The sequence below is a fragment of the Vibrio sp. ECSMB14106 genome, from assembly GCF_000972265.1.
GTDB lineage: Bacteria > Pseudomonadota > Gammaproteobacteria > Enterobacterales > Vibrionaceae > Vibrio > Vibrio kanaloae.
In genome coordinates this window covers 62,035-83,405 of sequence record NZ_LAUM01000028.1, presented here as the reverse complement: position 1 = coordinate 83,405, position 21,371 = coordinate 62,035, and the positions used below count along the sequence as shown (strand labels likewise).

Genomic DNA, 21,371 nt, shown 5'->3' with positions numbered 1-21,371 from the left:
TCAACGAGTGCCCACACAGATTGATAGGTTTAAATTGTTAAAGAGCTTTGCTTATCGAAACTTCCTTTTTACAAAGGAACTCTTGAAAGCGGACGTGAATTCTAGCGATTTAATCTTGAGTGTCAAACACTTTTTAAAATTAATTTCTTTCGAACTTTCCGTCTTACTGGTTACTGCTGAAGCCTTGTGGCGTCTGCCGTGTCAGTGAGGCGGCATTATAGAGATCATCGAAAACATGGCAACCCTTTTTTGATAAAAATTCAAAAAAATTGATTAAGCGACTACTTTTACGTCAAAATCCTCTTTCACAGGTTAAAGCTCATACAATAATGGGCATATTACTTAAAACTTTGCGATTAGATCTTTCGAAAAATCCTCTATATCTAGTTCAATGCTCCATTTATCACCCAGCTCTAGGATGTTATCTAGCGATTGCTGAACTGTTTTTATCGTCAATGTGTTGTTGTCTAGGTCGTATACCTGTTTTTGCGTGGTGTAATAGAAGTACAGGATAGTCAGCGCATCTCGGTCGCCTTGCTCAGCTTTGGGTTGAATACGCTTGAGCTTACGATAGATTTGATTATGGATTTGTTTGAGATTCCACACATAAAGGGCTTCCTTAAAGTAATCATGCCCTTTCACACGGCTCGCGATAAAGGCATTCAGTGCGACTGATAAAATCACACCAAGTACATTCAAATGAAAATTACCTGTTGCTTCCCCAGTAACAGATCCAACTGAACCAAAAAGTTCAATCAGAATGCTACCGAATACGATGGCAAACAAGGCGAGTGACCCAACCAGTGAAACCAACAGTAGGTTCATCTTTTTTCTATATTCTTCTTTATTAATCTTCTGTAACTTCATCAACTACTTCCTTATGTAAGTCACCTAATAATTTGCGCATACTATCTATGTAAACCTTGCTTCGCTTCAACCCTTACCATCTTGTAATGTGGTCACTCTCTATTTAATAAGCAGAGTTATTCCGATAAGTACTATACATAACTCCATTTGACTTCATTAATAGAAAAGAGTTACATACCGCCACAATTTTGGTTATTCATCAATTCATGTTGATAATGTCCGTTTCGCTTTATCACATACTGACAAGGTACATTCCATGCGTTCATTTGTATTACGCGCTCGCGCAGCCCCTACAGAGAGCAAACTTATCTTAGAAGGTGTTGGGCAAGACGCTCATACTGAGATTCTGGCTCATACTCTGATGAACACGATCTTCGTTGCTCAATCTCATCGTGAGAATGTCACCGTGCACCTTGTATTAGAAAGTACTAAAGACTTCTCGCGTACGATCACTTTCGATTCAAATGAAATCACCAACATTGGCGGCTTTCATGAATCGGCATTGTTATCAGCGGTAGTAAGAGCGGTTGATGCTTCTCAAGGTATGACCAAAGAGCAGACTCGTCAGGTTGAACCTGGGATCGTCGTTCGCACTATGAGCTTTGAAAAGTTGGTTAAAGAACTGGCTGAAAACCACCAGCTGTACATGATGGATAAGAAAGGCGACTTTATTCGTGATGCAGAGATTGTAGAAAACCCATGTTTCCTTCTGACTGACCACATCCCTATGCCGAAGAAAAGCTACAACAGCTTAAAGCGCTTAGGAACAGAAAAGATCAGCTTAGGCCCGAACATGCTGTTTGCTTCTCAGTGTGTTGTGTTGATCAATAATGAGCTGGATATTCGCGGTTTCTAACCCGATGAGACACAGCCATAATAAGTAAAGCCAGCAATTGATGCTGGCTTTGTTGTTTTCATAATCTGCAAATCACTTTGCTTTGGCTAACAGCTACGCTGCTTCCGCTTTAACCACAGGTTGATAGCGCCCTGGTTTATGGTTCATCGCAAGGATCAAGTTAGTGACTATCGCGCCCAATACAGATAGTAGTACCAGTGACACATCAACGATAAACAATGAGAGTACGACAATCGCGCAATCTAGTGCCATCTGAACTTTGCCCGCACGAATCCCAAAACGTTCTTGTAAGAACAACGCCAGAATGTTGAAACCACCTAAGCTCATCTTATGACGAAAGATCACCAACATGCCGGTGCCAATTAAGCCACCTCCTAATAATGCTGCATACAATGCATGAATCTCAGCAATCTGAATCACGTGGTACAAGTAATCTACCGCGAACGAAACAATCGAAACGGCAATAAAGGTGCTGATGGTGAAACGCCAGCCCATACGAGCAACCGACAAAATATAAAAAGGTAAGTTAAGCGCGAAGAACACTTGGCCAAAACTTAGGTCTGTTACTTTGGTAATGAAGATCGCTAGGCCAGCCGTGCCTCCAGTGAGCAAACCGACTTGGTTAAAAAATATAACGCCGAGTGAAACCAGTGCACTACCTAAGATCAGTGCCAGTAAGTTTTCGCGAAGGTTGTGATCTTTATCCATATGATGACTCTCCCTGAATCTTTAACATCGCGTTTCAGTCATGTTGAAACGATTTGCGTCCAAATTTACGATATTTAACAGATAAGTCGAGTTAAAGACCGATGTTACTTAATGATTACTTTGTATATTAGTTTTTACATCATTGTTAAACTCTCAAATAAAGCAATAAGTTACATTGAAAAATCTATGTATTCATTCTAAGTTACAAGGTTCAATCGTTTAACAAACGACCTTCAAGTTTCTCTACTTATTTGTCATGTTTGTATCAACGCTAACAAAGCATAAATTCACACATAAACTTCACTGAATAATAAGACTATTCCTGCCATTTTACTTTATAGTATCCGCTTACTCCTTTAAAACTAATCCGCAGGCTTATGGAATACCTAGATCAGACCGCCCTTATTGCGATGGCACTCATTTTTGTCGGCTCGTTTGTACAAACCGCAATCGGCTTTGGTTTGGCTATTGTTGCTGCCCCACTGTTGTTTTTGGTCTCGCCTGACTATGTACCCGCGCCTATATGTCTCGTTGGCCTGTTTATTTCTATATTCAATGCGTTTAAACACCGAGCAAACATTTCTATTGGCGGATTAAAAATCGCACTGCTTGGCCGTATTCCGGGCTCGATAGCTGGCGGGGCTTTGTTGGTGATGGTTTCAACGAGCGTTCTGTCTCTGTGGTTAGGCTTATTGGTAGTATTTGCGGTGATTGTCAGCTTGCTGCCGTTTAGATTAGAGCCGACCCCTGCCAAGATGGGCATCGCGGGATTCTTCTCAGGGTTCTTTGGTACAAGTTCAGGTATAGGAGGTCCACCAATGGCGTTGCTACTTCAACACCAAGATGCCAATCAACTTCGTGGTAATCTTTCCGCGTTTTTCGTGTTTAGTTCTATCATTTCATTACTGGTACAGATCCCAATAGGCTTCTTTACGATGCACCATTTGATCATCACAATCCCGCTACTTCCAGCCGCTTGGTTGGGTTACAAAGTGGCGTTATTGACGACGCAAAGCATTCCTAAAGAGAAGATACGCATTGGCTCTTTGCTGCTATGTTCTATCAGTGGCTTTACGGCAATCTGGCAGGGCTTAGCTGGCTAGTTATTGGCGATAAAGACGAGAAGAAGAAATACATCTTAGAAAACCAACACAGATCAAACACCCAATAGATAAAAGGACGCTCTATGACTTACGACGAATTCAATGCATTCTGCGAGTCACTGCCTGCAACCCGATATGTGATGCAGTGGAATAACTCTCACGTTTGGAAAGTGGGTGGAAAGGTGTTTGCGATTGGTGGTTGGGGGCCGAACGACGAGCCTGCATTTATCTTCAAAGCGTCCGACCAGAACTTCGACTTTCTGAAAGAAGAGCCCGGTTATAAACCTGCGCCCTACTTTGCTTCGCGTGGTATGAAATGGATTCAGCTGTTTGAGGGCACGCCAGAAAAGGATGAGGAATTGAGATACTACCTCACTGAGTCACACCGAATTGTCTCTTTAGGGCTAACCAAAAAGAAACAAGCAGAACTCGGTCTCAATCAATAACGAGACTGTCCGCTTGTAATCGGTTATTCAATACTATGTTAACGCTTTAAAATTCAGGAAGATCCTAGAAATTTGATTGGATCTTAAAAGCTTAAGTCGCTCTTAAAAACTTAGGCAGTAAAGGTTCTATTTTTTGCGTTGGTACCAGTGGCACCAATAGGTAGATTAAACCCGCAAAAGCGATAGATGCAATCAAGTCTTCAGGACGATGCATACCAAGCCAAACACGACTATAAGCAACGCCACCAGCCCAAACCAGTAAACCGCCGGCTAGATAAAAGCGTTTCGCCTCTAAGAGAAGACCACCAAAGAACGCTAAACACACACCGACGAAAATCATGTGTCCCGACGGGAAAGAATAGTCCGTTTCGCCAAGCCAATGACGTGTTCGCCACTCGCTAACCCTATCTTGCACAGATTCTATTGCCGCGTTTTTTTCTGCCGATGGTAACTCATAAAACAGCTCCGGCATTTCAACCACTTCCTGTGTAACCAAATACTCAGAATAAGGACGCGGGCTCTCTGTTGAATGCTTTAAGAAAGTCTTCGCTGCAAAGCTAAGCACCAATAAAATGCCCAACTGCAGATAAAGGCTGACTAGCTTAGCTTTGGAAAATTTCATCGTAAGCAAAACTAAAGACAAAACAGCCAGCGTTATCAAGAATCCTTGATTACCTGCTGAATACGTCACGAACGTCATGAAGGCACCATAGAAAGGAGAAATCGTACTTTCAAGGTCGAAATCAGATCCAAAGATCAAAAAGAGTACTAGGGAATACAAACTTAGAACGAGCAGTAATAAGCCTTTAGACTTGTTAGAGAACAGAGAAGTCATAGATAAGATCTTTTGGATAAAGTGGTCGGATGCTATCGCAACTTAGCATCGCCAACATCAATTTTATGTCAATGATAATCGCCAGACAGCCATTCATATTCACAGTTGGATTAGATTAATTAGAAACATCACAACGCTACGTTAAACTGAGTTATGGCATATTCCGTCGACTAAGTAAGCACTTATCAAGTTCATAGGGCTGAATCTGAAAAACTTTGCTGTCAGTCCTTTAAATCCACTATTGAAAGGATTACCATCTGGTCTGCTTTCAAAGCAAAACAGATTATTAATTTTTATTCTCAGGGCGGGGCGAAATTCCCCACCGGCGGTATGTTTTTAGCAAAATCTAAAGATAAGCCCGCGAGCGCTCGATTCGTCGAGGTCAGCAGATCTGGTGAGATGCCAGAGCCGACGGTTATAGTCCGGATGAGAGAGAATGAAAACACACTCGTTTAAGTTGGAAAGGCGCATCTATTTGTTGAGTTGATGCCTCCAACTCAGACGAGTGCATTTCGTTTTGGATAAACCATAATGAGCTAATGCCAATCGTATTTGGATTGGTATAAGTCTACTTGTAATGAGTTGGCTTTGTTATGCTCGTCGGTTGAGATCCCTCATACAGCCCTGATTCTGGTGATATTTTAGGAGTTTAACCATGAATCAGTCTTCACTACTTGCCGAATTTGGCGAACCAATCACTCGCGTTGAAAACGCACTGCAAGCTCTACGCGAAGGTCGTGGCGTACTGTTACTTGACGATGAAGATCGCGAGAACGAAGGCGACATCATCTACTCAGTAGAACACCTAACCAATGCTCAAATGGCACTTATGATCCGTGAATGCAGCGGCATCGTGTGCCTGTGTCTAACTGACGAGCAAGCAAACCAACTTGAACTTCCACCTATGGTTGTAGATAACAACAGCGCAAACCAAACTGCGTTTACGGTGACTATCGAAGCAAAAGTGGGCGTAACGACAGGTGTTTCTGCCGCTGACCGTGTAACGACGATCAAGACAGCTGCTAACCCAACAGCTAAGCCTTCAGACCTAGCTCGCCCTGGTCACGTATTCCCACTGCGCGCACGCAAAGGTGGCGTACTGGCTCGCCGCGGTCACACAGAAGGTACTGTGGATCTAATGCAAATGGCTGGTCTTCAATCAGCAGGTGTACTGTGTGAAGTAACCAACCCAGACGGCACGATGGCAAAAACGCCAGAGATCGTTGCTTTCGGTAAACTGCACAACATGCCTGTACTGACCATTGAAGATATGGTGATGTACCGCACTGAGTTCGACCTAAAACTGGCTTAATGTTTAATGCTTAGTGCTTAGTATCCCGATATTAACTCAAGCGCATTGACCTAAACAGATTTGGGCTCACCAATTGAGCCAAGCTTATTTTAAACAGGGCATAGTGACTGTCACTCAAACAGCTTTTACAGCTGACTGATACCGTCCAATAAACCCTGTTAGAATCAGAACCGCATACAAAAATTAGAGCCTCACTGATTTCAGTGGGGCTTTTTTCATACTCACGTCCGATAAAAAACCGAGCTAATTAGCAACTATTATCATTAACAATACACACTTGTTATGTTATAACATCTCTAATCATTACTCATAACTAGGACAAAAGCATGAAAAAGCTTGCCGCACTGGCGCTACTTTCCATCATTGCACTACTCATATGGATATTTTTACCATCGAAAGAAACACAACCAACAACGCTAAACATTTCTGGCCCCTTTGAATTTACCGACCAAGATTTATCTAAAAACGGCTATTTATTTACACGGTTACAAGTCGTTGAAGCGCTTACTGCTATCGATAAGTCAGGTAACATCACACCTTTATTAGCGAAAGAATGGACAACTAGCGCAAACAATCTACGTTGGGAATTCACATTGCGCCCAGACGTTGTTTTCCACGATGGTTCACCGCTTACCGCGCAAGCTGTTCAAACTTCTCTTTCTCGCGCTTTAAAAAAACCTGGCGTATTAAAGCGTGTACCTATCAAAGAGATATCAGCTTCAGACAACCTTCTAGTGATAGAACTATCTCAACCTTATCGACCATTGCTGGCCGTGTTAGCGCATTACACAGCAGCGATTGCAGCACCAAGTTCGTTTGATCAACAAGGAAATGTGGCACAGCTGAGTGGTACAGGTCCTTATAAAATCCAAGAGTTACAAGCTCCTCATAAAGCGCATGTTGTCAAAAATACTGACTACTGGGGCACAAAAGCCTCGATTGAACATGTTCACTACCTTGCAGGTCATCGCTCTGAAAGCCGTGCTTTATTAGCACAAACCGGTCAAGCCGATCTGGTTTACACACTCGACCCAGCCAGTATCGACCTGCTTGAGTCAGCAAAGAATGTTGAATTGGTGATGGAGTCCATCCCAAGAACGATCCTTATTAAGCTAAATAACGAACACCCACTTTTGAATCATTCAGATATACGTCAAGCAATAAGTCTTGCGTTAGACCGAACGGGTATTTCAAAACAAATCGTCCGCGTTCCAGGCTCTGAAGCCTATCAACTTTTTGCCCCTTCTCTTGGCGCATGGCACATCAATAACCTTGAGCAAACTCAGCGCAATATCGACCAAGCGAAAACATTACTCTCAGGGCAAGGTTGGCAGGAAAATGAGGAAGGTCTCCTTTCGCGAGAAGGCAAAACATTCGATATTACTTTAACTACCTACTCAGATAGACCAGAGCTGCCTATCGTAGCTACTGCGATTCAAGCTCAGCTTAAAGAAGTCGGTATTCAAGTGAATATTTCTATCGATAACTCAAGTGCAATTCCATCAAAGCACAAAGACGGCACATTAGAAATGGCGCTCGTGGCGCGTAATTTTGGCACTACGGCGGATCCCCTAGCCTTACTAATGCGCGACTTTGCTAGCCATAAAGGCAGTGACTGGGGACCAATGAACTGGTCTTCTGATGAGTTCAGCAGCTTACTTCAACGTCTATCGGTTGGACCAAACCAAGAACAATATAATCTAATGACTCAAGAGGCTTCATCCATATTAGCGGAAGAAATGCCGCTGATTCCTGTGACTTTCTACACTCAATTAGTCGCAGTTAATGAACGTGTTAACCACTTCTCATTTGACCCATTTGAAATCAACTATCGCATCTCAGAGATGACGATTAATGATTAATATCTTAATCCGAAGAGTACTCCAAGCCGGCTTTGTGGCTTGGAGTATCGGAACACTCACTTTCATTTTAATGCGCTTGTTACCCGGCGACTTTGCTTTTAGAATTGCAGCGGGTCGTTACGGGTACGATTATGTGGATGCAGATGCGGCACAAGCGGTTTACCAAGAGCTTGGGCTTAATCGCTCTGGCTTGCAGTTATACCTCGAATGGCTGTGGGATCTTCTCCATTTTGATTTAGGAACATCATTGATTAGTGGTACCCCCGTCATTGATGAAATCAGCCACCAGCTCGGGCACTCCATTTTATTGGCAGTAGTCGCGACCGTCATTTCTCTTCTCATTGCCATCCCAATCGGTATTTATTGTGGAAAACGGACCGACTCTTTTGCAGACAACTTCTCGCTATTAGGTTCCATCATCTTAAGAGCTCAGCCTGTATTTCTAATAGGTTTGGCCTTGGTGATTATATTTTCGTTACAGCTGAATTGGCTTCCTGTGGCAGGCTTTGGTAGAGTCGAGTTTATCATTTTGCCCGCCCTCGCCTTGGCACTATCGCTGGCTGCAATGTCTAGTCGTCTTATAAGAAACGCCACTCATGATGCCATCACAGCACCGCACTTTTTATTCGCTCGTTTAAAAGGACTCAGTGAGGCGCAAGCTTTTCAGCATCACGCTCATAAACACATCGCTTTACCTGTTATTACTTTTGTTGGTGTTCAAGCAACCGGGTTAATTGAAGGGATCATTATGATCGAGTCATTATTCTCTTGGCCGGGTATTGGTCACGCGTTAGCGCATGCGATTTTCCGTCGAGATATTCCTATGATTCAAGGTTCTGCTCTGCTGATGGGGCTTCTATTTGTGGTCATCAACACCTTAGTCGATCTTGTTAATTACCAATTAGATCCTAGGCAACGCGCGAATAAACCCTCTGCTTTATTTTCAAAATTTGCACCCAAGAAACCACGAGCAGAATCCGAAAAAAAGAAGGTTAAGATCGTATGAATTTAACAAAGCCGCAATGGTTAGGTCTGATTATTTTAGCCGCCTTGTTATGCCTAGTCATGCTAGAACGGGCTGTCTATCAAGGTGATATTGCCAAGCAAAATTTAGACCTTGCATTCACAACGCCTTCTGTCGAAGAACCTTTAGGCAGAGACCATTTTGGACGCAGTAATTTGGCAAGATTAAGCCACGCCATCAGCACCTCACTTTCCATGGCATTAATCAGTATTACTACCGCTGCGTTGTTAGGGACGTCAATGGGAGTAATCGCTGGTTGGAAACAAGGATGGTGGGATAAAATCTTTTCATTCAACGTGAACATGATACTCGCCATGCCCGGCTTAATTCTTGTTTTACTTTTTGCGGCAATGGTTCCGGGATCATTCCTCATTCTTTACATCGCCATATCTCTCATGCTGTGGGTGGATTTTTTCCGCGTGTCACGCAACCGAACGTTGTCACTCATTCAGTCACCTGCAGTAGAAGCCTCTCGACTTTATGGGTTCAACCACTGGTATATATTCAAGCGTCACTTGTGGCCAGATTGCCGAAATGATTTATTCACCCTGTTCTGTTTTGGTACGGGTAATTCAATACTGGCACTCGCGTCTTTAGGCTTTCTGCATGTTGGGCTCAAGCCGCCAGAAGCTGAGCTCGGCTTAATGATGGTTGAACTATTCCGTTACTACCACCAAGCCCCTTGGGTTTTGATTCAACCGGTACTGACCGTTTTTCTTCTGGTATTAAGCTTTCATTTATTAGCTCAAGGAAAACGTCACACGCAATCCTCAAAAAACCATGCGCATAATGAACCGGGAGCTAAACAAGAAAAACCCCAACTAGGCAAACAAGCGGATAAGGGAGTAACTGCATGAACGCAATGTTAAAAATTGAAAACCTGTCGATTCATACTGACACTCAAATCTTAGTCCAGAGCTTAAACTTAGACTTATACCCTCAGCGTCCGCTCACCGTTTTGGGCGAAACAGGTGCGGGGAAAAGCCTAATCGCTGCAGCTATCGCCGGCACCTTGCCTGATGCCTTAAAACCAGAGGGCGACATTACTTTGTTTGATGAGCTTAACCCTTTAAACCGAGAACGGTTTTGGGGAAAAGAAATCGCATTATTACCTCAAGAACCTTGGTTAGCACTCAATCCGCTTCGTACTATAGGATCGCAGATAAGCGAAGTTCATAAGCTGGTTTTAAACGAAGATCGTTCCCAGAGCGACACACTCACCCATAATGCACTTCAACAAATGGATCTGGGCAAAGATGGAGATAAACACCCATTTGAACTCTCGGGTGGAATGGCGCAACGTGCTGCGTACTTATGTGCGACTCAAGCTGGAGGCAAACTGTTAATTGCCGATGAACCCACAAAAGGCTTAGACGAAAGCCGACGTGATCACGTTGGGCAACTTCTCCTTTCTCACTGCCAACAACTTGAAAATGGCAAACCCGGTGGCCTGCTCACCATCACTCACGACATTAAGCTGGCTAAAATGCTAGGTGGTGACATCATTGTCATGAAAGAAGGCGAAATTGTTGAAAGGGGAGACGCTAAAGCCATTTTAGATCAGCCACAAGCGGCCTACACAAAAGCGCTAATCCAAGCGCAACCTGAGTATTGGTCTCTTGAACAGCCAACTTCCTCGCAACCTTCAAATGAATCAAATAGTCACGCTACTTCCTCAGAGGTTGGCATACAAAGCGGGCAGAAGCCATTGCTTGAAGTTGAAGGTTTAGCTATTTACCGCGATCAAAGAACACTCTTTTCAGATCTCACGTTCTCATTATCACAAGGTGAAATACTGGGAGTTTATGGTGACAGCGGATGCGGAAAGTCTTCTCTCGCCGATACTTTACTAGGGTTGCATCGCGACTTTTCCGGCAATATCGACTGGCTTCAAAAAATCGAAAAAGGACAACGCCTTAAGCTTTACCAAGATCCACCCAGTGCGCATTCTCCTCACACAACACTAAAAACGTTACTTAATGACTTATGTGCGCTTCACAAGCTAAACCGGTCCAAGATACCCGCACTACTAGATAGATTGAGCCTTAACTCTGCTTTGCTTGAACGTCCATCAAGCCAAGTATCCGGAGGAGAATTACAGAGGTTCGCAATTTTACGAGCGCTACTGATGAGCCCAAAACTGTTAATTGCAGATGAACCCTCATCACGATTAGACCCCATCACTGCGGCACAAACGCTAAGGTTAATTGTTGAAGTATCGAAAGAAGCTAATTGCGGCCTAATTTTGATCAGCCATGATCAACTGGCTCTGAGTAAGCTATGCAATAAAGTGATCGACTTATCGCGCTATTGATTTCTGGATCGATCGACTTATTGGGCTATAGACCTAAACGAGCTTCGCGGTTATCTGCCTTCTCAGTGGTACATTCGCCGTAAATCTTTAGTCATACCTTCACTATCTACTCACTGAATGTACATCTCTGTGTAACCCAATCTGACTAACCTTGTACAAGAGGTTAGCCAGATTATAGCTATTTGTGCTTCAGCCATAGCAAAGTCTAGAAACTGTAAAAACCTTTAACCTCTTCTATCGCACTCACTCGAATGGTGAAGTCATGCACCATGATTGATCATCCATAATTAGATAAAAAACATAACTCAATGAAATATAACACTTATTTATTTTGGCACGGTGTCTGCACTACCACTAAGTAGGTATACAAATATTAGGAGTTGAATATGTTTGTAGTTATTTCAGTGGGTTTATCCCTATTAGTACTTGCAGCCCTGTTTTATTTCTCAAGGAAGAGACAAACAGCGCTATCACACAGGTTTGAAACCTTAGTTCTGCTTAGAGAGTTATTGTTGTTATCACGCAAACATCGCGCGGCAACGCACTATGCTCTAGCTTATAAATTGTCTAGCGACTCGATTCGCAAAGTGAACGAGATTTACGACAACATACTTGAAGTATCTGAGCTGCTTCAGTCCCATGTGTCGTTTGATAGCCGCCCTATGTATCGCATCTATCACCTCAAGCTCATCGCCATGCACAGTGACTGGCAAAACCGCAGCTTGGTGCGTAACCAATCAATTCATGGCAAAACGATTCGCCACAGCATGTTCTTAATGGATGAGGTGATGATCATTTGGTTGATTCAGTCTGAACGAGAAGACATGAGCCGTGAGTACCACATGAATTGGCAACAGATCTTAGATTGCATGGAGATCTTGACCAAGTTACGAATGTGCATACCTGATATGGAAAAGCCTGATGAGTATTTGAGATTCAAATTCTATGCTTCTCAGACACACCGTAAACTCAACCAATTATCAATGATTTGCCCTATCAGCAGCGGTTCACCGGTTTGCACACGAGCGATGCATGCACTTACAGAGATCGCATCGAGCAGCGAAGCGACCCAACCGGCAGATAGCATGTACGAATTAACCAGTGATATCTCTAGCGTCGTGTCGCAAGTCTACGACCAAGTATTATCCGACATTACGAGAAGCTTGTATCAGCCTTTACCAGACATCAACGAAAAGGTGATAAATACCCGATTATCCGTACATCATTACATGTAAAGACTTCGTGAGAGGAGAGCGTGCTGGAACTCTGAATTATTGAGTTCGAATCCGATATCACCATTGATATCGGATTTTTGTATTTATGAGTTTGAAAAATTCTATTGCTATGTATCATTGCCTATGAAGTTTCAAACATCCCCAGACTTGATATCGCTAGACCAAACCTCCGCAGCAAAATCTATGAACTGACGCACAACCGGCAGCTGATAACTACGAGACAAATACACCGCCCAAAGCACACTACTCGGTGAAATAAAATCATCCAAAATTCGTTTCAATTTGCCATCCGCAATCAGTGGATTGGCTAAATCACAGGGCAATCGAACAACCCCTTTTCCATGTTGCGCGGCGCGGGTTAATACCCCAACATCATTAGCTTTGATAGTGCCAGACACCTCAACAGAATAATGCTGATTATCCTTCACGAAATCCCAATTAGAGACACTCAAATGGCGAAAACAATTGTGCTGTCGAAGCTCTTCGACTGTTTTAGGTTGACCATGTTTATCTAAATAAGCTTGCGATGCACACACCACCGAATCAATTTCCATTAGCTTACGAGCAATCAAGCTATCGTCAGGTTGATCGGTATAACGCAGCGCAATATCGATTCTGTCATCCACCAGCTGAGCAAAACGGTCAGAAGCAAACAGCTCGACCGTGATATTAGGGTGGCGCTCAGTGAACTGTTCGACCACATCCAGCAGCATGTATTGAGTTAAACCAATGGGTGCAGCAATTCGAATGGTTCCTGAAAGGTCATCGGTTTGATTGAGTGAAGTAACTTCTAGCTCAGCGGTTTCATAGAGGATTTTCTCACAGCGCTGTAAGGCGATTTCTCCTGCCGTCGTCAAGCTCACCTTTCGAGTCGTCCTATGTAATAGCCTCTGCTTCAACCACCCTTCTATTTCTTGAACATGACGTGAAACCTGCAACCGACTCATATCCAAATGCTCAGCCGCTCGGGTGAAGCTGGCACAATTTGCGACTTCAACAAAGCTACGCATCGCCGTCAATCTATCCATCACACTTTCCCTTGTCCATTGAACCAAGTCTATTAGATAACTACATAGATACAATCTACATCATTTTACGATATTTATCGCAGATTAGTGAACTATTAGACTGCAATGGCTGTAGAGAAACAGACTCAATAAATAAGATAATTGGAGATACATTATGAAAATTGCAGTATTAGGCGCATCAGGTTGGATTGGTAGTCACATCGCTCAAGAAGCTCAAGCTCGCGGACACGAGATTGTAGCTGTTGTAAGAGATGCAAGCCGTGTAGAAATCAGCGATGTTGAAGTTCGTTCATTTGATTTACAAGATCAAGCAGCCAGTCTAACGACTGCTTTCTCAGGCGTTGATGCGGTTATTGCTTCGATTGGCGGACGTGCTCTAGGCAATCACGACATCGTAAAAAGCACAGCAACTAAGCTGCTTGATACACTGCCAAGCATTGGTATCGAACGTCTACTTTGGGTTGGTGGTGCGGGTTCATTAGAAGTAGCGCCAAACGTACCGTTAGTTACCGTTCCGGACTTTCCAGCAGAGCATAAGAACGAAGCGCTAGCACAAGGTGAAGCGCTTGAAGTGTTCAAACAGTCTAACAGCGAGGTTAACTGGACGTTCATTAGCCCAGCAGCAGAAATCTTCCCGGGCGAGAAACTGTCGGCCTACCGTACTGGTGGCGACCAACTGCTCACCGACGAAGATGGCAACAGCAAAATTTCAGTCATCGACTATGCAATCGCGATGATTGATGAACTCGAAGCTGGCAAGTTCCCACGCCAACGCATTGGTGTCGCGTACTAGTCTTGATGCTGCCATTGCTTTAGCTTTATAGCTTTAAACCCTGCTCTTATGACCGCTTAGCCCAACTGGTTAAGCGGCTTTTTCGCTTCCTTCGAAGCGCCAATATTAAATTGGCACCTTTTGATAGCAGCATGTCGTTATGCGCGAGTGCATGGCGCGATGGGATACCCCACAATTTACCTCGTCAGCAACAATAATGAAAATAACGAGGAATCCCTATGAACACTTCAAACATTGCGTTAATCACTGGTGCATCAGGTGGTATCGGCCTTGAACTTGCAAAAATTCATGCAAAGAAAGGGGGTGACCTTGTCCTTGTTGCCCGCACGCTGCCAAAACTGGAAGCGCTAAAAGCTGAGATTGAAAGCCAATATAAAGTCTCAGTCCATGTGATTTCAGAAGATCTCAGTGATCCTCAGAGCCCGCAACGAATCTTCGATTACACAGAAAGTCATGGGCTTGAGATAAGTACCCTGATCAACAACGCAGGCTTTGGTGGTCATGGTCTGTTTCATGAGCGAGCGCTAGAAGCTGACTTGTCGATGATTCAAGTAAACATCAATGCTCTGGTATCACTGACTCACTTATACCTGCAAGGCATGGTTGCGCGTAACCACGGTAAAGTAATGAACATGTCATCGACCGCTTCTTTACTGCCCGGTCCACTGCAAGCGGTGTATTACGCAACTAAGTCGTTCGTGACGTCCTTCTCTCAAGCGATCGCTCAGGAACTCGAAGAGAGCAACGTTACGGTGACAGCGCTATGCCCAGGTCCCGTAAAAACAGGGTTTGTAGAAGCCGGAGATCTTAAAGATGTCGATGCTTGGAAAAATGCAAAATCACCAGAGTCGGTTGCTCAAATTGGTTATCAATCGATGGAAAAAGGCGAGTTAGTGGCGTTTAATGAGAAAGGTCTAAAGTTCATGCTTGAATGGCTTATCCCACTGCTACCAAGAAAAATGGTGCTAAAAATGTCTCGTCAAGCAATGGAAAAACAATAAATCAATCACGCAACGACAAACGTACTTCGATCTCGGTTGAGCGATGTATGCTTATTCGGTTTAAGAGAACTTATTCGTTTTAAAAAGCGCTTAGTCGGTTTCAAAGAGCTGGTCGGTTTCGAAGGGTTTGATCGATTTACAAGAGCTTAAAAGCTAAACAGGTATTAAAGGGTAATTATGAAACGAGCGAAGAAATTCACCTACTCCCCGAGTTGGAAGCTGTTACTTTGTGATATGGGCATTGATCCGCTCTCGGTGCTCAAGCACGCAAAATTGCCGATAGACCTTTTCAATCGTCAGAATTTCACCTTAAATCCAAATGAATATTACCGACTCTGGGATGGTATTGAAGCCTCATCTGGTGAAAAAGAAGCACCGTTACTACTGGCTAAGTACATGACGGTAGAGGCGTTTGATCCTCCGATCTTTGCTAGCATTTGTAGCCCAGATTTGAATACGGCCCTGCAACGCCTTAGCCAATACAAACCTCTGATTGGCCCGATGATGTCTGATGTCCAGATCAATTCAAAACAGACCAGCATTACCATCAGTTGCTACGGCTACGACGCGGAAATCCCAAAATACCTTAGCGTGTCTGAGTTAGTATTCTTTACCCAATTAGCACGCTTGGCGACCAGAGAAAACATCAAGCCAATAGCTATCGAGTTACCACTGTTGCCTAGCAACCTAGAAGATTATAAATCGTATTTTGGTTGCGACCTTACGCACAGCGAACAGATAAAAATCACCTTCAGTGCTAAAGACGCCGCTTTGCCCTTCTTGACCGAGAATGTCTCTATGTGGGCATTCTTCGAAGAGTCGCTCAACAAAAAACTGGTTGATTTGGATTCAGAAGCATCGACGTCTGAGCGAGTGAAAGCCACTCTGTTAGAGTCATTACCGAGTGGTGAGAGTTCGATTGAAGGTATCGCGAGTAAGCTTGCAATGAGTAAGCGCACCCTGCAACGCAAACTCACCAATGAAGCAGAGAGCTTTCAAAACCTACTGCAAGAAGTAAGAGGTGAATTAGCCGATCATTATTTGGAAAAGTCGACACTGTCACTGGGAGAGATATCCTTCTTGCTAGGGTACAAAGAAGCGAACTCGTTTATTCGTGCGTATAGCAATTGGAAAGGCGTACCTCCGGGCATCTACAGAGAACAAGTTCACTGATTTTTCTCTCTGTGATTCAGTCCAAATGGCCACAGTTGTGCAGCTAAAAATACAGTTAATCGATCGGCAAGTGCCCTGTTTTCACTAGGATGACGGTCTCTTCTTCCACATAAGGAAAATGCTCGCTCATGTGAGGGCTACGCATCCAGGTGTGTTTCGGGTACTCACCGTGTTCATCTTTAAAGGTGCCAGACAAAACGAAGATCTCTTCACCACCAAAGTGACGATGTGGCTGAAAACGTTCGCCAACCGGCCACTTCACTAATGCGACATGCTCGTGTTCGAACTCATGCAGTGGCATCACTTGTAAACCACCAATCCCCGGAAGCCACTCTGCATCTAGAGTATTGATGCGAACTTGAGTTAAGTCTCTCGCATCAAATTGGTTGAGTTTAACCAAGATCGTGCAGCCATTTTTGCTTGATGGAGAATGCGCGCTGCTCGGCGGATTACGGATATAAGTACCGGCAGGGAAATCACCCGTTTCATCTGAGAACACACCCTCTAATACGAAGATCTCTTCGCCTTGCGGGTGTGGGTGCTCAGAAAACGAAGATTCAGAATCGTACTTCACCACGCTGGTCGTGTGGCCCGACTCTTTCTCTTCTCTTTCTAACGGCTTACGCCAAACCCCTTTAGCAGGGCTTGCAATCCAATCCAGTAATGCGGTATCAATCACCAATCTCTTTGCAAAATCCATATTCAACATCATAGCGGCCTTACTCTTGTCTGGTGTTATTGGGTTTGATCTTTATTCTAAGTTAAAAATGATAGAAGCAGCAGAGTAAGTAAATACTTACTCATGTCATTCAATGCCAAAAATGCTCACCAAGCGACCGCGATTTTTTGCAAGCGAGTCTCAGCTGACTGGCATTTGCTCAAAACGGCCTTTTACAAAATCAATGAAGGTTCGGATTCGGCTCGGTTGATAGCGGTCTCGATGGTAGATCGCTGAAAAGTCTACTTTGGGCACGACCCACTCATCAAAGACCTGCTCCAATTGCCCGTCATTGAGTTCTTGTAAGCAATAGATGGTTGGAACACGAATAATCCCGTTGCCCGACTTGGCGCCCTGCACCAACACTCGGCCATTCTTACATTGCAGTCTGCCCGTCACATGCACATCGACCGTTTTCTTAGTGTCGTCCAGTGCTTGAAAACTCCACTTACGCACCGATCCCGTTAAGCAGTCATGGTGGATCAGATCTTTAGGATGACTTGGCTTTCCTTTACGAGCGAAATACTCAGGGCTCGCGAGTGTTCCCATCTCAATGTCCAGAAGCTTTCTTGCGATAAACCCTGCATCTTCTAAGCTTCCCATGCGAAAAGCGATATCGAACGCGTCTTCAATCAAGTCGACTCGGTTACTACTGAAATCAAGACTGATGCTGATGTCTGGGTAGAGCTGCATAAACTCATTCACTAGATCCGCAATGATCACCTCACCCAAATAACCGCCGACACAGTTTACTTTTATATCGCCGCGCACCTCTTCGACATCGTCCACCGCAGCAATCAGAGCTTGGTCTATATTATCTAAGGCTTGTTCACATCTCGCGTATAGATCTTGCCCTGCGTGCGTCAGCCTTAAAGTTCGAGTGGTGCGGATAAACAGGGTCACTCCCATCTGCTTTTCTAGACTACTCACTTGGCGTGATACGTGGGAACGAGACACATCTAACTCCTCCGCCGCTTTGGTGAAATTACCTAAACGAGCGATCAGCACGAAGGAGCGAATATCAGACAGATTAATTTGATTGAGCATAGTCGCCAGCTTACTAATGAAGTTATGAGATAGACGCTTTTATTGTTGCACCACAGCAACAGTGTTTCAAGTAAAGCGCTATATATCAACAATGCTATTTTCCTTAATATACCTCCATCGCAACGAAGCAAGGCAACAAGCACTTGATTCGAAGGCACTTAAACAATACGTCGTAGCCAACCGACGCAATAAAAGTACAGAGGAAATAAAATGAAAAAACTAATCGTAATTACAGGTGCAAGCTCTGGTATTGGTGAAGCAATCGCTCGTCGTCTAAGCGATGAAGGCCACCCTCTGCTACTTTTAGCTCGTCGTATTGACCGCCTTGAAGCGCTGAACCTACCAAACTCTCTATCTGTGAAAGTAGACGTAACAGACAAATCTTCTTTTGATGCAGCAATCGCACAAGGTGAAGAGAAGTTTGGTCCTGTAGATGCGCTTATCAACAACGCTGGCGCAATGCTTCTTGGCCAAATCGATACTCAAGACGCTCAAGAGTGGAAGACAATGTTCGATGTGAACGTGATTGGTCTTCTAAACGGCATGCAATCTGTACTTGCTCCGATGATGGAGCGCAACACAGGTACTATCATCAACATCAGCTCTATCGCGGGTAAGAAAACATTCCCAAGCCACGCAGCTTACTGTGGTACTAAATTCGCTGTTCACGCGATTTCTGAAAACGTTCGTGAAGAAGTGGCGGCTTCAAACGTTCGTGTTACCACTATCGCACCGGGTGCTGTAGAAACTGAGCTTCTGTCTCACACAACATCTCAAGAGATCAAAGACGGTTACGATTCTTGGAAAGAAGACATGGGCGGCGTATTGGCAGCTGACGATATCGCTCGCGCTGTATCATTCGCTTACCAACAACCACAGAACGTATGTATCCGTGAGATTGCTCTAGCACCAACTAAGCAGCAGCCATAGGCCTTTGCTATCGCTACTAAACAAGCGATGAACTAAAAAGCGCCACTACTTACCCAGTAGTGGCGCTTTTGTTTTGCTTCAATTTAATTACTAGCAATAAGCGAGGTTAGAACTCAACGCGGTAAACTGATGTGCTGCCGCTCACTTCGTTGCCAACCGCAATAAAGTGGTTACCAGAACGTGTGAAATACTGAATTGATTCTGGACCTAAGTCACCCGCTTTCGAGTTGTAAGTATCGTTGTCGCAATCACCGTCTTCATCAACCTTGGTGCACGCTGGCTGAGTAAAGTCGCGGTTGTTCAAGTAGCTGATGAAACTTGCGCTCTTAGGCTGCGTTACATCGTAAACCATGATGCCACCTTGGCGCTCAAGTCCAATAAAGGCATAGTGCTTGCCGTTGATCTCTGCCACTTCGACGGCTTCAGGTTCCGCTCCTTTATCATCACTACGATCGTCACCGCTTTGGTTGTTATCATTGGTGCTGTTGAAGTTTGCAGGATCTTGCTCAAGTACGATTCGAGCAAAATCATCACCGCTATCAAACACTAACTCGCCTGACTCATCCCAGATAGAGAACGAGCGGCTACCGAATGCTTGAACCTTTTGGTCAGCAGCGAGTGTCCCTTGTGGCTTAATCACTTTAAGACGTGCAAGTTGCTTGTTGTCTTTCAATGCGCCAGCTAATGGATGGTTAGCGTCAACGTCTAACTTCTTGCCGCGTACTTCATCGACATACGCGATACAAAAGTCTTTTTCTGTGGTGTAGTTTTCGGTGTCTTGATAATCGTCACCGTCCCACTCAAAACCTTTCTCATCACACATTTTTTGCGTGGTCTTGATGCCATATTCACGACCGTCGCCTTCGTTTGCAGTCACGATATAGGTGTTGCCATCAACACTGTAGCTAGTGATGCTGTCTGGCATGTAGAGACCTTCTAACATTGCGTAGCTTTGTAGATTACCGATGTTTTTCTCTTTATTTGACGCATCTAGCTTAGCGCGATCCCAAGGCTTACCGCCTAGTTCAAGAATCGCATCCACTTGTGCACTCGCCACATCAATGGTAGCCAAAGCGTTGTTCTCTTGAAGCGCTACGTAGAGTTTTCCGTTATCAGCAAACGTTAGGTATTCCGGTTCTAGATCTTGAGCAACGGTTGCATTCGGCGCAGAGATTCGAACCTTGTCGGTCAGCTCTGCATGGCGAGGCTGACCTTGATTGAATACCTTAAAATCGATCTGCGTGACTCTTGCTTGCAGAGGACCATAAGTTAAATCCACCAGTGTCACTGAACCTTCAGGGTCAATGCTGTAATCCGCATTCGGCTCACCTTCATTTGCAGAGGCAATATAGCGACCATCTTTCGAGAAGCTCACCATGTCCGGTAATGCGCCAGCCGTATAAGTAGTGATCAGCTCTAACGTGTCTGAACGATAAAGTGCAATGATGCCGTTCTGTTGCTTGTCGGCATTTTCAATCGCGACAGCAACTAATCCTTGATGAGTAGACACACTGTTCGCTGCACCAATATCAATACCAGAAGCTGCAGCCGCTGATTGAAGATCAATAGAGCCCTTAGATGTTGGTTCGTTAGCTGAGTTCATCGACAACACATCGACTTTCTGCGCTTGAGCATTCACAACATAAAGCTTGTCGGTACATGAATCGTAGCTGACGATTTCGGCTGCAGAAGTATCAAACGGGGCGTCGGCAATTGAACGGCCAACTAGGCTGATTCCGGTTACCTCAGCATTGGAAGCACTTGGCTGCTCGATGGATTGGCACTGAAAGCTAAAAGCATCAAGTGACGTTTGAGATGGCGTAGCAGTCGTTGGTGATGTTGAAGTTGATTGAGAACACCCAACTAGAGCAGAACTTACCGCGATAGGTAATAATAGTGTCAGCTTATTAAATTTACGATTCATATATCCTCCATAATTTGAATCGCGATCATAGAGGGCTGTTATGACACTTATCTTTCCCTTTTGTTAACAATAGGTGACCACAATCGGTTTCTTTTCCCTATAACAACAGTAAGTTGGAGTAAGTATTTCATTAAAAAAGATGCAAAAAAACGCCCAAGCTGGCTGGTGCTTGAGCGCTCGGAATCATCTAACAAA

General features: G+C 44.3%; 21 protein-coding genes and 1 riboswitch. Of the genes, 14 read left to right on the top strand and 7 right to left on the bottom strand.

Going from position 1 to position 21,371, the window contains the following annotated elements; all coding sequences use genetic code 11:
- Window positions 1-208: hypothetical protein (locus tag WR49_RS21665; RefSeq protein WP_082082794.1), on the top strand; the 208-nt coding region annotated here is incomplete at its 5' end.
- Between the two features lie 134 nt (window positions 209-342).
- Here the strand turns inward: WR49_RS21665 and WR49_RS17160 are convergent.
- On the bottom strand, window positions 343-867 hold the full coding sequence (locus WR49_RS17160) for a DUF3087 family protein (protein ID WP_017054821.1): 525 nt from the start codon (window positions 865-867) through the stop codon (window positions 343-345).
- 256 nt (window positions 868-1,123) lie between these two features.
- Between WR49_RS17160 and trmY the strand changes: the two genes are divergently transcribed.
- Window positions 1,124-1,723 carry a tRNA (pseudouridine(54)-N(1))-methyltransferase TrmY gene (trmY, locus tag WR49_RS17155; protein WP_046224822.1) on the top strand — a complete coding sequence of 200 codons (600 nt, stop codon included), beginning with the start codon at window positions 1,124-1,126 and terminating at the stop codon, window positions 1,721-1,723.
- 93 nt (window positions 1,724-1,816) lie between these two features.
- Here trmY and WR49_RS17150 read toward each other — a convergent pair whose 3' ends face one another.
- Window positions 1,817-2,431, bottom strand: a complete 615-nt coding sequence (locus tag WR49_RS17150; protein WP_017054823.1) for a YitT family protein — start codon at window positions 2,429-2,431, stop codon at window positions 1,817-1,819.
- Window positions 2,432-2,808: 377 nt separating this feature from the next.
- On the opposite strand from WR49_RS17150, the gene WR49_RS17145 reads away from it, so the two are divergent.
- On the top strand, window positions 2,809-3,534 hold the full coding sequence (locus WR49_RS17145; protein WP_017054824.1) for a sulfite exporter TauE/SafE family protein: 726 nt from the start codon (window positions 2,809-2,811) through the stop codon (window positions 3,532-3,534).
- An 83-nt stretch (window positions 3,535-3,617) separates the two neighbouring features.
- On the top strand, window positions 3,618-3,980 hold the full coding sequence (locus WR49_RS17140) for an MmcQ/YjbR family DNA-binding protein (RefSeq protein ID WP_046224821.1): 363 nt from the start codon (window positions 3,618-3,620) through the stop codon (window positions 3,978-3,980).
- A gap of 91 nt (window positions 3,981-4,071) precedes the next feature.
- On the opposite strand, the gene WR49_RS17135 is transcribed toward WR49_RS17140, so the two are convergent.
- Window positions 4,072-4,815, bottom strand: a complete 744-nt coding sequence (locus WR49_RS17135; RefSeq protein WP_046224820.1) for a phosphatase PAP2 family protein — start codon at window positions 4,813-4,815, stop codon at window positions 4,072-4,074.
- A gap of 291 nt (window positions 4,816-5,106) precedes the next feature.
- A riboswitch (FMN riboswitch) is annotated at window positions 5,107-5,257 on the top strand.
- Between the two features lie 213 nt (window positions 5,258-5,470).
- Between WR49_RS17135 and ribB the strand changes: the two genes are divergently transcribed.
- From ribB to WR49_RS17105, 6 genes are all read left to right on the top strand, one after another.
- The gene (gene ribB, locus WR49_RS17130; RefSeq protein WP_046224819.1) at window positions 5,471-6,127 is read left to right on the top strand and encodes a 3,4-dihydroxy-2-butanone-4-phosphate synthase; all 657 of its coding nucleotides are present in this window, start codon (window positions 5,471-5,473) and stop codon (window positions 6,125-6,127) included.
- A 326-nt stretch (window positions 6,128-6,453) separates the two neighbouring features.
- Window positions 6,454-7,989 carry an ABC transporter substrate-binding protein gene (locus tag WR49_RS17125; protein WP_046224818.1) on the top strand — a complete coding sequence of 512 codons (1,536 nt, stop codon included), beginning with the start codon at window positions 6,454-6,456 and terminating at the stop codon, window positions 7,987-7,989.
- Window positions 7,982-8,995 carry an ABC transporter permease gene (locus WR49_RS17120; protein WP_046224817.1) on the top strand — a complete coding sequence of 338 codons (1,014 nt, stop codon included), beginning with the start codon at window positions 7,982-7,984 and terminating at the stop codon, window positions 8,993-8,995. The genes WR49_RS17125 and WR49_RS17120 overlap by 8 nt, the downstream gene beginning before the upstream one ends.
- Window positions 8,992-9,870 carry an ABC transporter permease gene (locus WR49_RS17115; protein ID WP_046224816.1) on the top strand — a complete coding sequence of 293 codons (879 nt, stop codon included), beginning with the start codon at window positions 8,992-8,994 and terminating at the stop codon, window positions 9,868-9,870. Before WR49_RS17120 ends, WR49_RS17115 begins: the two co-directional genes overlap by 4 nt.
- Window positions 9,867-11,327 (top strand): ABC transporter ATP-binding protein, encoded by a 1,461-nt coding sequence (locus WR49_RS17110; protein WP_046224815.1) that lies wholly within the window; start codon window positions 9,867-9,869, stop codon window positions 11,325-11,327. The genes WR49_RS17115 and WR49_RS17110 overlap by 4 nt, the downstream gene beginning before the upstream one ends.
- Before the next feature lie 386 nt (window positions 11,328-11,713).
- Complete coding sequence (locus WR49_RS17105; RefSeq protein ID WP_046224814.1) at window positions 11,714-12,562, top strand: hypothetical protein; 849 nt, start codon at window positions 11,714-11,716, stop codon at window positions 12,560-12,562.
- Between the two features lie 131 nt (window positions 12,563-12,693).
- Here the strand turns inward: WR49_RS17105 and WR49_RS17100 are convergent, their stop codons facing one another.
- A complete protein-coding gene (locus tag WR49_RS17100) occupies window positions 12,694-13,590 on the bottom strand; it encodes a LysR family transcriptional regulator (protein ID WP_046224813.1) in 897 nt (298 codons plus the stop codon).
- A 154-nt stretch (window positions 13,591-13,744) separates the two neighbouring features.
- Here WR49_RS17100 and WR49_RS17095 point away from each other — a divergent pair, with 154 nt between their 5' ends.
- The 3 genes from WR49_RS17095 to WR49_RS17085 all read left to right on the top strand — a co-directional run bounded on the left by WR49_RS17095 (window position 13,745) and on the right by WR49_RS17085 (window position 16,557).
- Window positions 13,745-14,383, top strand: a complete 639-nt coding sequence (locus WR49_RS17095; protein WP_046224812.1) for an NAD(P)-dependent oxidoreductase — start codon at window positions 13,745-13,747, stop codon at window positions 14,381-14,383.
- Window positions 14,384-14,601: 218 nt separating this feature from the next.
- Complete coding sequence (locus WR49_RS17090; RefSeq protein WP_046224811.1) at window positions 14,602-15,384, top strand: SDR family NAD(P)-dependent oxidoreductase; 783 nt, start codon at window positions 14,602-14,604, stop codon at window positions 15,382-15,384.
- Window positions 15,385-15,561: 177 nt separating this feature from the next.
- On the top strand, window positions 15,562-16,557 hold the full coding sequence (locus WR49_RS17085) for an AraC family transcriptional regulator (RefSeq protein WP_046224810.1): 996 nt from the start codon (window positions 15,562-15,564) through the stop codon (window positions 16,555-16,557).
- A gap of 55 nt (window positions 16,558-16,612) precedes the next feature.
- On the opposite strand, the gene WR49_RS17080 is transcribed toward WR49_RS17085, so the two are convergent.
- A complete protein-coding gene (locus tag WR49_RS17080) occupies window positions 16,613-17,266 on the bottom strand; it encodes a cupin domain-containing protein (protein ID WP_046224825.1) in 654 nt (217 codons plus the stop codon).
- Window positions 17,267-17,416: 150 nt separating this feature from the next.
- A complete protein-coding gene (locus WR49_RS17075) occupies window positions 17,417-18,322 on the bottom strand; it encodes a LysR family transcriptional regulator (protein WP_046224809.1) in 906 nt (301 codons plus the stop codon).
- Between the two features lie 210 nt (window positions 18,323-18,532).
- Here WR49_RS17075 and WR49_RS17070 point away from each other — a divergent pair, with 210 nt between their 5' ends.
- The gene (locus WR49_RS17070; protein WP_017083148.1) at window positions 18,533-19,252 is read left to right on the top strand and encodes an SDR family oxidoreductase; all 720 of its coding nucleotides are present in this window, start codon (window positions 18,533-18,535) and stop codon (window positions 19,250-19,252) included.
- A gap of 106 nt (window positions 19,253-19,358) precedes the next feature.
- On the opposite strand, the gene WR49_RS17065 is transcribed toward WR49_RS17070, so the two are convergent.
- Window positions 19,359-21,176, bottom strand: a complete 1,818-nt coding sequence (locus WR49_RS17065; protein WP_046224808.1) for a choice-of-anchor I family protein — start codon at window positions 21,174-21,176, stop codon at window positions 19,359-19,361.
- Window positions 21,177-21,371 lie beyond the last annotated feature (195 nt).

Excerpts from the sequence above, each read along its gene's own strand:
- WR49_RS17160 (WP_017054821.1), bottom strand. The coding sequence starts at position 867 with ATGAAGTTACAGAAGATTAATAAAGAAGAATATAGAAAAAAGATGAAC.
- trmY (WP_046224822.1), top strand. The coding sequence starts at position 1,124 with ATGCGTTCATTTGTATTACGCGCTCGCGCAGCCCCTACAGAGAGCAAA.
- WR49_RS17150 (WP_017054823.1), bottom strand. The coding sequence starts at position 2,431 with ATGGATAAAGATCACAACCTTCGCGAAAACTTACTGGCACTGATCTTA.
- WR49_RS17145 (WP_017054824.1), top strand. The coding sequence starts at position 2,809 with ATGGAATACCTAGATCAGACCGCCCTTATTGCGATGGCACTCATTTTT.
- WR49_RS17140 (WP_046224821.1), top strand. The coding sequence starts at position 3,618 with ATGACTTACGACGAATTCAATGCATTCTGCGAGTCACTGCCTGCAACC.
- WR49_RS17135 (WP_046224820.1), bottom strand. The coding sequence starts at position 4,815 with ATGACTTCTCTGTTCTCTAACAAGTCTAAAGGCTTATTACTGCTCGTT.
- ribB (WP_046224819.1), top strand. The coding sequence starts at position 5,471 with ATGAATCAGTCTTCACTACTTGCCGAATTTGGCGAACCAATCACTCGC.
- WR49_RS17125 (WP_046224818.1), top strand. The coding sequence starts at position 6,454 with ATGAAAAAGCTTGCCGCACTGGCGCTACTTTCCATCATTGCACTACTC.
- WR49_RS17120 (WP_046224817.1), top strand. The coding sequence starts at position 7,982 with ATGATTAATATCTTAATCCGAAGAGTACTCCAAGCCGGCTTTGTGGCT.
- WR49_RS17115 (WP_046224816.1), top strand. The coding sequence starts at position 8,992 with ATGAATTTAACAAAGCCGCAATGGTTAGGTCTGATTATTTTAGCCGCC.
- WR49_RS17110 (WP_046224815.1), top strand. The coding sequence starts at position 9,867 with ATGAACGCAATGTTAAAAATTGAAAACCTGTCGATTCATACTGACACT.
- WR49_RS17105 (WP_046224814.1), top strand. The coding sequence starts at position 11,714 with ATGTTTGTAGTTATTTCAGTGGGTTTATCCCTATTAGTACTTGCAGCC.
- WR49_RS17100 (WP_046224813.1), bottom strand. The coding sequence starts at position 13,590 with ATGGATAGATTGACGGCGATGCGTAGCTTTGTTGAAGTCGCAAATTGT.
- WR49_RS17095 (WP_046224812.1), top strand. The coding sequence starts at position 13,745 with ATGAAAATTGCAGTATTAGGCGCATCAGGTTGGATTGGTAGTCACATC.
- WR49_RS17090 (WP_046224811.1), top strand. The coding sequence starts at position 14,602 with ATGAACACTTCAAACATTGCGTTAATCACTGGTGCATCAGGTGGTATC.
- WR49_RS17085 (WP_046224810.1), top strand. The coding sequence starts at position 15,562 with ATGAAACGAGCGAAGAAATTCACCTACTCCCCGAGTTGGAAGCTGTTA.
- WR49_RS17080 (WP_046224825.1), bottom strand. The coding sequence starts at position 17,266 with ATGTTGAATATGGATTTTGCAAAGAGATTGGTGATTGATACCGCATTA.
- WR49_RS17075 (WP_046224809.1), bottom strand. The coding sequence starts at position 18,322 with ATGCTCAATCAAATTAATCTGTCTGATATTCGCTCCTTCGTGCTGATC.
- WR49_RS17070 (WP_017083148.1), top strand. The coding sequence starts at position 18,533 with ATGAAAAAACTAATCGTAATTACAGGTGCAAGCTCTGGTATTGGTGAA.
- WR49_RS17065 (WP_046224808.1), bottom strand. The coding sequence starts at position 21,176 with ATGAATCGTAAATTTAATAAGCTGACACTATTATTACCTATCGCGGTA.